This is a genomic window from Rhodoferax sp. P2_H8_2 (assembly GCF_056403235.1).
In genome coordinates this window covers 301,388-311,365 of record NZ_JBFUFW010000001.1, presented here as the reverse complement: position 1 = coordinate 311,365, position 9,978 = coordinate 301,388, and the positions used below count along the sequence as shown (strand labels likewise).

General features: G+C 61.1%; 8 protein-coding genes. All 8 read left to right on the top strand.

Annotated elements, in window-relative coordinates; all coding sequences use genetic code 11:
* From AC1DV6_RS01515 to AC1DV6_RS01480, 8 genes are read left to right on the top strand one after another with little or no spacing between them, the layout of a single operon-like run.
* On the top strand, positions 1-1,383 hold the full coding sequence (locus tag AC1DV6_RS01515) for a UDP-N-acetylmuramoyl-tripeptide--D-alanyl-D-alanine ligase (RefSeq protein WP_477974935.1): 1,383 nt from the start codon (positions 1-3) through the stop codon (positions 1,381-1,383).
* Positions 1,374-2,552, top strand: a complete 1,179-nt coding sequence (mraY, locus tag AC1DV6_RS01510) for a phospho-N-acetylmuramoyl-pentapeptide-transferase (RefSeq protein WP_477974440.1) — start codon at positions 1,374-1,376, stop codon at positions 2,550-2,552. Before AC1DV6_RS01515 ends, mraY begins: the two co-directional genes overlap by 10 nt.
* Positions 2,549-4,471, top strand: a complete 1,923-nt coding sequence (murD, locus tag AC1DV6_RS01505; protein WP_477974437.1) for a UDP-N-acetylmuramoyl-L-alanine--D-glutamate ligase — start codon at positions 2,549-2,551, stop codon at positions 4,469-4,471. Before mraY ends, murD begins: the two co-directional genes overlap by 4 nt.
* Positions 4,468-5,724, top strand: a complete 1,257-nt coding sequence (gene ftsW / locus AC1DV6_RS01500; protein ID WP_477974435.1) for a putative lipid II flippase FtsW — start codon at positions 4,468-4,470, stop codon at positions 5,722-5,724. Before murD ends, ftsW begins: the two co-directional genes overlap by 4 nt.
* Positions 5,721-6,785: an undecaprenyldiphospho-muramoylpentapeptide beta-N-acetylglucosaminyltransferase gene (gene murG / locus AC1DV6_RS01495; RefSeq protein WP_477974434.1), complete on the top strand. Its 1,065-nt coding sequence runs from the start codon at positions 5,721-5,723 to the stop codon at positions 6,783-6,785. The genes ftsW and murG overlap by 4 nt, the downstream gene beginning before the upstream one ends.
* A complete protein-coding gene (murC, locus tag AC1DV6_RS01490) occupies positions 6,782-8,215 on the top strand; it encodes a UDP-N-acetylmuramate--L-alanine ligase (protein ID WP_477974433.1) in 1,434 nt (477 codons plus the stop codon). The genes murG and murC overlap by 4 nt, the downstream gene beginning before the upstream one ends.
* Positions 8,212-9,177, top strand: coding sequence for a D-alanine--D-alanine ligase (locus AC1DV6_RS01485; protein WP_477974432.1), 966 nt, complete (start codon positions 8,212-8,214; stop codon positions 9,175-9,177). The genes murC and AC1DV6_RS01485 overlap by 4 nt, the downstream gene beginning before the upstream one ends.
* Positions 9,174-9,971 (top strand): cell division protein FtsQ/DivIB, encoded by a 798-nt coding sequence (locus AC1DV6_RS01480; protein WP_477974431.1) that lies wholly within the window; start codon positions 9,174-9,176, stop codon positions 9,969-9,971. Before AC1DV6_RS01485 ends, AC1DV6_RS01480 begins: the two co-directional genes overlap by 4 nt.
* Positions 9,972-9,978: the final 7 nt, after the last annotated feature.

Genomic DNA, 9,978 nt, shown 5'->3' with positions numbered 1-9,978 from the left:
ATGATGACGGCCGCTCAAGTGAATGGCTTTCTGCCGGGCTCGGTACTAGTCGGCGATGGTGCGGTGTCGGTGCAACGCGTGCACACCGATTCGCGCACCTTGAATGCAGGCGATCTCTTCGTTGCATTGAAGGGCGAAAAATTTGATGCCAATGCCTTCCTGCCGGATGCAGTGGCAAAGGGCGCAGCGGTATTGCTGTGCCATCCGCAAACTACGCCCGATGCCGCAGTGGCTGGCGTGCCGCGCATTGAAGTGGCGGATACCACGCTGGCGCTGGGCGCATTGGCAACCCAATGGCGCAAGCAATTTGATTTGCCGCTGATTGCCGTGACCGGCAGCAACGGCAAGACCACGGTGACGCAGATGCTGGCATCTATTCTGCGAGCTGCGCACCCGGACGGTAGTTCATTGGCCACACAAGGCAATCTGAATAACGAGATCGGCGTGCCGATGACGCTTTTGCGTCTGCGCGCCGAGCATCAGAGGGCAGTAGTCGAGCTGGGCATGAACCACCCCGGTGAAATTGCTACGTTGGCCGCAATGGCGCAACCCACGGTTGCACTGGTCAACAACGCGCAGCGTGAGCATCTGGAATTCATGCACACGATCGAAGCCGTAGCCCGTGAAAACGGTTCGGTCATCAATTCGTTGGGGGCAGACGGCGTTGCGGTTTTCCCGCATGACGATGCCTACGCGCCGCTGTGGCGTTCGATGGCAGGTGCGCGCCGCGCTGTGACGTTTGCGATGACAGGTACTGGCGGCGCAAACCATCTGGTGTGCCGCGACGCGCAATGGAGCGGATCGCATTGGGATGTGCAGGCCCAGGGCCTGGGCGTCGAGTTGCAGTTCGCATTGCACGTCGCCGGCAAGCACAACGTGCAAAACGCATTGGCTGCTGCGGCCTGTGCCTTGAGTGCAGGTGTACCCGCTGCCGCTGTTCAGGCGGGTCTCGCACAGTTTGCGCCAGTCAAAGGCCGGTCACGCGCTTTTGTCTTGAAGGTGGGCGGCAAAGACATCACGGTGGTGGACGACACCTACAACGCGAACCCCGACTCGGTACGCGCTGCGATTGATGTGTTGGCTGAATTGCCCGGACCACGCTTGCTGGTATTGGGCGACATGGGTGAAGTGGGCGAGCAGGGGCCGCAGTTCCACACCGAAGCCGGTGCATATGCCAAGACCCGTGGTATCGAACATTTCATGGCGTTAGGTGTGTTGTCGCAATCGGCGGTCGACGCCTTCCCCGGTTCACAACACTTTGATGCGATGGACGCGCTGAAACACGCCACGACCGCAGCGCTGCCGCAGATGCGCAGCGTGCTGGTCAAGGGATCCCGCTTTATGCGGATGGAACAAGTTGTTGAGGAAATTTCATGCTCCTGAGTCTGGCCCAATGGCTGCAAACCCTGTCACCGGATTTCGGTTTTTTTCGGGTGTTCCAGTACCTCACGTTCCGTGCGGTGATGGCCGCCATGACGTCTTTGTTGATCGGCCTAGCGGCCGGGCCGTTTGTGATTCGCCGTCTGCGCGAGCTGAAGATTGGCCAGCCGGTGCGTGGTTACGGCATGGAAACCCATCTCTCCAAGAGTGGCACGCCGACCATGGGCGGCGTACTGATCCTGCTGTCGATTGCGATCTCCACGCTGTTGTGGTTTGACTTGTCGAACCGCTTCGTCTGGATCGTGCTGCTGGTCACGCTGGGCTTTGGTGCGATTGGCTGGGTCGATGACTGGCGCAAGGTCGTCAACAAAGACCCCGAAGGCATGCGCTCGCGCGAAAAGTATTTCTGGCAGTCCGTGATCGGTCTGCTGGCTGCGCTGTACCTGGTGTTCAGCATTTCCGAAAGCTCCAACCTGAAAGTGCTGGAGCTGTTCCTGAACTGGGTGGGTTCTGGTTTTGACGTCAACCTGCCACCCAAGGCGGGCCTGATGCTCCCGTTCTTCAAGGAAGTCAGCTATCCATTGGGCGTGTTGGGCTTTGTCGTTTTGACCTATCTGGTGATCGTTGGCTCCAGCAATGCCGTCAACCTGACCGATGGCCTCGATGGCTTGGCCATCATGCCGGTGGTGATGGTGGGTTCGGCGCTGGGCGTATTCGCCTATGTGACCGGCAGCTCGGTGTATTCCAAGTACCTGTTCTTTCCGCATATCCCTGGCTCTGGCGAGCTGCTGATCTTCTGCTCGGCGATGGCCGGTGCGGGCCTGGCCTTCCTGTGGTTCAACACACACCCTGCACAAGTGTTCATGGGCGATGTGGGAGCGCTGGCGCTGGGCGCTGCGCTGGGCACGATCGCCGTGATCGTGCGCCAGGAAATTGTGCTGGCCATCATGGGCGGCATCTTTGTTGTTGAAGCCCTGTCGGTGATGCTGCAGGTCAGCTACTTCAAGTACACCAAAAAGAAATTCGGTGAAGGCCGTCGCCTGTTCAAGATGGCACCGCTGCACCACCACTTTGAGAAGACCGGCTGGAAAGAAACGCAAGTGGTTGTGCGTTTCTGGATCATCACGATGCTCCTGTGCCTGGTGGGCCTGTCCACGCTGAAACTGCGATGAACGAGAACGACATTCACGACGACGACCCAACGCTACCCCCTGAGGTAGCGCTGCCTTTGCAGGTGCCGCAGGAGCACGTGCAGGATGCGCCGTTGCCGGAAGCTCTGGCTGACGAAGTGATTGCGTCGGATGTTGTTGCGCCCGAGGAATCGGTTGCCTCTGAGGAGCCGGTTGTAACGGAGGCATCTGTTGTGGCGATAACGCCAGTCACTGCACCTGCCGCGCGTGCATTGCCCACCACACTGACCGCCGCGCGTGATGCCGCCGCTTTCGTGGCGCAGATCTTTGCCGATGACAAGCCTGCGACGCCGCCGGTGGCTCCCGTGGAAGCTTCTGACGATGTTTTACCCGCAGCTGTCGATACCCCCGTGGTGGACGAAGCGCAGCCCAAAGAGATGCCACCCTTGCTGTTGGATCAAAACGTGTTGATCCTGGGCTTGGGTGCATCCGGTCTCGCGATGGCGCGCTGGTGCGCGCGTCAGGGTGCAGCCAGCATCACCGTGGCCGACACACGTGAGGCACCGCCGCAACTGGCCGCGTTGCAGCAGGAGTTGCCACGGGTACGTTTTGTGCCCGGGGCTTTTAACGCCGCCCTGGTCGAAGGCCAGAACCTGCATGCGGTATACCGTTCTCCAGGTTTGAGTCCAGAGACAATTGCTCCTGTTTTAGGAGCTTCTCACGCACATTCCATAAGCATCAGCGGCGAATTGGGCTTGTACTCACAAGCGCTGGCGGCATTGCAGGCTGCGCAAGATTACATGCCTGCGGTGCTGGCCATCACCGGTACCAACGGCAAAACGACGGTGACCTCGTTGACCGGCCAGCTGATCGCCCATGCTGGCAAGTCGGTCGCCGTCGCGGGCAATATTGGCCCCACGCTGCTGGACACGCTCACTGCGCACATGGAAGCCAAGACGCTGCCCGACGCCTGGGTATTGGAGTTGTCCAGCTTTCAGCTCGACAGTGCAACTGGTTTCGAGCCGACTGCGGCCGTGGTGCTGAATGTGACGCAGGACCATTTGGACTGGCATGGCAACATGCAGGCCTACGCCTCAGCCAAGGCCCGCATCTTCGGCCAAAAGGCCTTGATGGTGTTGAACCGCGATGACGCGCTGGTGATGGCCATGCTGCCCGAGCCGATTCGCGCCAAGCTGCAAAAGCCGCAATGGCGTGCTTACGCCACCTTTGGCACCGACATGCCGCAGCGTCCGGGTGACTTTGGTCTGGAAGACGTCAATGGCATGGTCTGGTTGGTGCGCGCGCTGGAGGCGGATGAGACGATCAAAAAACGCAAAGACAGCGAAGAAGAGTTGCACTTCCAGCGGCTGATGCCAGCCGATGCGCTGCGCATCCGCGGTAGCCACAACGCATCCAATGCCTTGGCCGCGCTGGCGCTGTGTGCGTCCGCCGGTTGTGCGCTGGCACCGATTCTGTTTGGCCTGCGCGAATATCGCGGCGAGCCACACCGCGTGGAGCCCGTGGGCATCATCAATGGCGTCGAGTTTCTGGACGACAGCAAGGGCACGAACGTAGGCGCTACCGCTGCGGCGCTCAAAGGACTGGGCGAAGACCGCAAGGTGGTAGTGATTTTGGGCGGTGAAGGCAAAGGCCAAGACTTTGCGCCGCTGGCCGAGCCGGTTGCGCGCTATGTGCGCGCTGTCGTGCTGATTGGCCGCGATGCGCCACTGATTCGTGCTGCACTGGAAGACACCGGCGTGACTTTGCTGGACGCTACCAGCATGGAAGAGGCCGTGACATTGGCGAACACCAAAGCGCATGCCGGTGATGCGGTGCTGATGTCACCGGCCTGTGCCAGCTTTGACATGTTTGACAATTACGAGCACCGTGCGCGTGTGTTCGTAGCCGCGGTGCGCGATCTGGCGTTGTCCGTCGGCGTGGACTTGGAGACTGCTGCATGACCGCCTGGGCACAGTCTCTGTCCGGTTGGTTCGCGTCGCGCGCGGATGCGGCAGCGGCCGTGTTGCCGGTCCGCTTGAGCGGCCGCGGCTCGTTCGCCGCGGATTCGACGCCGGCCAAGGTCAAAGGCTTTGACCAACCGCTGGTCTGGGTCGTGATGGTGCTGTTGATGTGGGGGCTGGTGATGGTGTATTCCGCATCGATTGCGATGCCGGACAACCCACGCTTTGCAAACTATTCGCACACGCACTTTCTGGTGCGTCACACGATTTCCATTGGTGTGGCCTTTGTCGGCGCGTTGATTGCGTTTCAGATACCGGTGCAAACCTGGGAGAAGGTCGCGCCCTGGTTGTTTGTGCTGTCGCTGGTGTTGCTGATGGCGGTGCTGGTGCCTTTCATTGGCAAGGGCGTGAACGGTGCGCGGCGCTGGATTTCCATGGGCATCATGAACTTCCAGCCCTCTGAGCTCGCCAAGCTGGCGGTGCTTCTGTATGCGGCTGACTACATGGTGCGCAAGATGGAGGTGAAGGAACACTTCTTCCGCGCCGTAATGCCCATGGGTGCCGCGGTGGCCATCGTGGGCCTGCTGCTGCTGGCCGAGCCCGACATGGGCGCGTTTATGGTGATCGCCGTGATTGCGATGGGCATTCTGTTCCTGGGCGGCGTGAACGCCCGCATGTTCTTTCTGATCGCAACCGTTTTGGTGGTGGCGTTCAGCTTGATGATTGCGCTGTCCGAATGGCGGCGCGAGCGCATCTTTGCGTACCTGAATCCGTGGGACGAAAAGCTGACGCTGGGCAAGGGCTACCAGCTGTCGCATTCGCTGATTGCGATTGGCCGCGGCGAAATCTTTGGCGTGGGTCTGGGTGGCAGTGTCGAGAAGCTCCATTGGCTGCCCGAAGCGCATACCGACTTTTTGCTGGCCGTGATCGGCGAAGAGTTTGGTCTGGTCGGTGTGGTGATTCTGATCGGCCTGTTCCTGTGGCTGACGCGCCGCATCATGCACATCGGCCGCCAGGCGATAGCGCTGGATCGCGTGTTTGCCGGCCTGGTTGCGCAGGGCGTCGGTATCTGGATGGGCTTTCAGGCCTTCATCAACATGGGTGTGAACCTGGGCGCATTGCCGACCAAGGGTCTGACGCTGCCGTTGATGAGCTATGGCGGGTCGGCGATTCTGATCAACCTGGTTGCGATCGCCATCGTTCTTCGTATCGATTACGAGAACCGCCAACTCATGCAGGGAGGCCGGGTATGACGCAGAAATGTGCGCTCATCATGGCCGGCGGTACGGGCGGCCATATCTTCCCGGGCCTCGCTGTTGCACAGGCTTTGCGTGACAAAGGCTGGCGCGTGCACTGGTTGGGCGCGCCTGACAGCATGGAGAGCCGCATCGTGCCGCAACGTGGCTTCGCGCTGGAGCTGGTGCAGTTTGGCGGCGTGCGCGGCAAAGGTCTCAAGACACTGGCACTGCTGCCGTTCAAGCTGCTGCGCGCGTTCTGGCAAAGCCTGCAAGTGGTGCGCCGCGTGCGCCCGCAGTTGCTGGTGGGGCTGGGTGGCTACATCACCTTCCCCGGCGGCATGATGGGCACGCTGCTGGGCAAACCCCTCGTGTTGCATGAGCAGAACTCGGTGGCGGGCATGAGCAACAAGGTACTGGCCCGCATCGCCGACCGCGTGTTCACCGCGTTTCCGAACGTGATGCCCAAGGCGCAATGGGTGGGCAATCCGCTGCGCTCCGAATTTCTGCAACAGCCTGGGCCAACAGAACGATTCGCGGGGCGTACCGGCCCGCTCAATGTATTGGTCGTCGGTGGCAGTCTGGGTGCGCGTGCACTCAATACCGTGGTGCCGCAAGCGCTGGCGTTGATTCCCGAAAACATGCGCCCTGTGGTGACGCACCAGAGCGGCGAAAAGCAACTGGCCGAGCTGCAAGCCAACTACGCACAAGCGGGTGTGCAAGCGACGCTGACTCCCTTCATCACCAACACTGCGCAAGCGTTTGCAGAAGCGGACCTCGTGATCTGCCGCGCCGGTGCTAGCACCGTGACTGAAATCGCGGCGATTGGTGCAGCGGCGGTGTTCGTGCCGTTCCCGTCGGCGGTGGACGACCACCAGACCCACAACGCGCGCTTCCTGGTCGATCAGGGTGGTGGCTGGCTGATGCCGCAGGCCGAACTGACGCCCCAGGTGCTGGCCGACATGCTGCAAAAATTGGAGCGGCCCACGCTGCTAGAACGGGCGCTGGCGGCCAAAATGATGCAGAAGCTGCAGGCGACCGAAATCGTCGTGCAGGCGTGTGAGGAGTTGGCCGCATGAAGCACGCCATCTCGCACATCCACTTTGTCGGCATCGGTGGCGCGGGCATGTCCGGCATCGCAGAAGTGTTGTTGAACATGGGCTACACGGTGTCGGGCTCGGACTTGAGCGACAGCGCCACTTTGCAGCGGCTGGCGACTCTGGGCATCCAGACCTTCGTCGGCCACGCAGCCAGCAATGTCGCAGGCGCCGAAGCGGTAGTGACATCCAGTGCGGTACACGCCGACAACCCCGAAGTGGTCCAAGCCAGAAGTATGGCGATCCCCGTCGTGCCACGCGCGCAGATGCTGGCCGAGCTGATGCGCATGAAGCAGGGCATTGCGATTGCGGGTACGCATGGCAAGACTACGACGACCAGTCTGGTTGCCAGCGTGCTGGCGCAAGGCGGGCTGGATCCGACCTTTGTGATCGGTGGCCGACTGAACAGTGCGGGCGTCAATGCCCGTCTGGGGACCGGCGAGTACATCGTGGTCGAGGCCGATGAGTCGGACGCATCCTTCCTGAATCTATTGCCGGTGATGGCCGTGGTGACGAATATCGACGCCGACCATATGGAAACCTATGGCCATGACCTCGGCCGCCTGCATACCGCGTTTGTCGACTTCCTGCACCGCATGCCGTTCTACGGCACAGCGGTGGTGTGTACTGACGACGCAGGTGTGCGTGACATTGTGGGCCGCATCGATTGCCGTGTACGCAGCTATGGCGTGAATGAATCTGCGCATTTCCGTGCCATGAACATCCGCGCTGTCGGCGCGCAGATGCATTTCACGGTGCAACGCAAATTCCCAGCGGGTGCGCCCGACTTGAATGTGGTGTTGAACCTGGCGGGTCACCACAACGTGCTCAACGCTTTGTCGGCGATTGCCATTGCAGCGGAGCTTCAAATTGAAGACGCCGCGCTGCTGAAGGCCTTGGCCGATTTCAGTGGCGTCGGCCGACGCTTTCAGCGTTACGGCGATGCGCAGTTACCCGTGGGTGGCGTAGTGACGGTGATTGATGACTATGGCCACCATCCGGTCGAGATGGCCGTCACGCTGGCGGCAGCGCGCGGTGCATTCCCCGGCCGCCGTCTGGTGTTGGCCTTCCAGCCGCACCGCTACACCCGTACGCGTGATTGCTTTGAGGCCTTCGTGCAAGTCATGGGCAAGGCCGACGTGGTGGTGTTGACTGACGTGTATGCCGCAGGCGAAGCGCCAATAGCGGGCGCAGATAGCACTGCACTGGCAGGTGCGATGCGCGCTGCCGGGTTACCAGTCCCCGTGCTGGTCGGAGCGGTGACCGAAATGCCCAAGGCGTTGCAAGACACCTGCCGCAACGGCGACGTGCTGCTATGCATGGGCGCCGGATCGATTGGCACGGTTCCAGCGAAGTTGCTGGAATTGCTATCAAAAAATGAGCGTGTCACGCACGCAGGACAGGCGCTATGAGCGATTTGAAACAGGAATTCGGGAAAGTAGCGGTGCTGATGGGTGGGGCCTCGGCGGAGCGCGAGGTGTCGCTGATGTCGGGCGAGGGCGTGTTGAAAGCCTTGCTTTCACAAGGCGTGGATGCGTATGCGTTCGATCCGCGCGACCGCGACCTGGGGGATCTGAAACGCGAAGGCTTTGCGCGCTGCTTTATCGCGCTGCATGGACGCTTCGGTGAAGACGGAACGGTGCAGGGCGCGTTGGAGCTGATGGGCATTCCCTATACCGGTTCGGGTGTGATGGCCTCCGCCATTGCGATTGACAAGGTCACGACCAAGCGCATCTGGCTGTCCGAAGACATCCCCACGCCGCGTTACCAGCTCTTGCGCCGCGGCGCGTTTGACCGCAAGCAGGTCATTGAGGTGCCGGACACACTCGGCCTACCGGTGATCGTCAAGCCTGCGCGCGAAGGTTCGTCGATTGGCGTTACCAAGGTGTTGGGCTACTCCGGCATGGCAGACGCAGTGGATGCTGCAGGCAAGCTGGACGCCGACATCCTATGCGAGCAATGCATCGAAGGCGATGAAGTGACCTGCCCGGTATTGGGATCGGGCGACAGCGCACGCGCGTTGCCGGTGATTCGCATCGTCGCGCCAGAAGGCAATTACGACTACCAAAATAAATACTTTACCGATGACACCAAATACCTTGTGCCCTGCGGCTTACCGACTGGTGAGGAGGAAGCGATTCAGGCGCTGGTGCTGAAGGCTTATCGCGTGCTGGGTTGCCGCGGCTGGGGTCGCATCGACGTAATGATCGACCGCGCCACGCGCAAGCCCTACCTGCTCGAGATCAACACGTCGCCGGGCATGACCGGGCATTCGCTGGTGCCGATGTCGGCGCGCGCCGCTGGTATCAGTTACGAAGAACTGTGCGTGCATCTGCTGCGCGGCGCAACCACTGACACGGGGGATCTTGCATGAATGCACCCGTAGCATCGCCGCTGGATGTCCGTCTGATGAACATGACGGCGGTGGTGCTATTTCTGGCGTTTTTGGCGCTGGCTTCAGGCAGTGTGGCCCGCTGGCTGGCGCGCTCGGCGGTGTTTGATATTGCAGGCATCTCGGTGTTGGGCGATACCGGCCACAACAACGCGGTGACATTGCGTGCCAATGTGGCACCGCGCCTGCAGGGAACCTTCTTTACAGTGGATCTTGCGCGGGTGCGCGCTGCTTTTGAGTCCGTGCCTTGGGTGCGTCAGGCCATCGTGCGTCGCGAATTTCCGAACCGGCTGAAGGTTGTATTGCAAGAGCACTCTGCCGTGGCTTATTGGGGGCCAGACAGCGAGTTGCGACTGATCAACAGCCACGGCGAAGTGTTCGACGCGAACGTTGGTGAAGTGGAGCAGGACGTACTGCCGCGCCTCAATGGCCCGGACGGGCAGAGCGCTGAGGTATTGGCGATGTACGAGGCACTGGAGCCGATGTTCGCGCACATGGATTTGTCCATGAACACGCTGGAGCTGTCGGGTCGTGGCAACTGGAGCGCCAAGCTGGAGACCGACGCCCGCATCGAATTGGGGCGCGGCACGGTGGACGAGGTGAGCGCCCGTGCGCAGCGCTTCCTGAAAACACTCACGCAGATCACGACACGCTATGGCCGCCCGGTGAGCGCCATCGAGTCGGCCGACTTGCGCCACGAAAACGGTTATGCCATTCGCATGCGCGGCGTCAGCACACAGGCAGCGGCGACCCTGGCAAATGGGCCCAAAAAATAGGAACAGC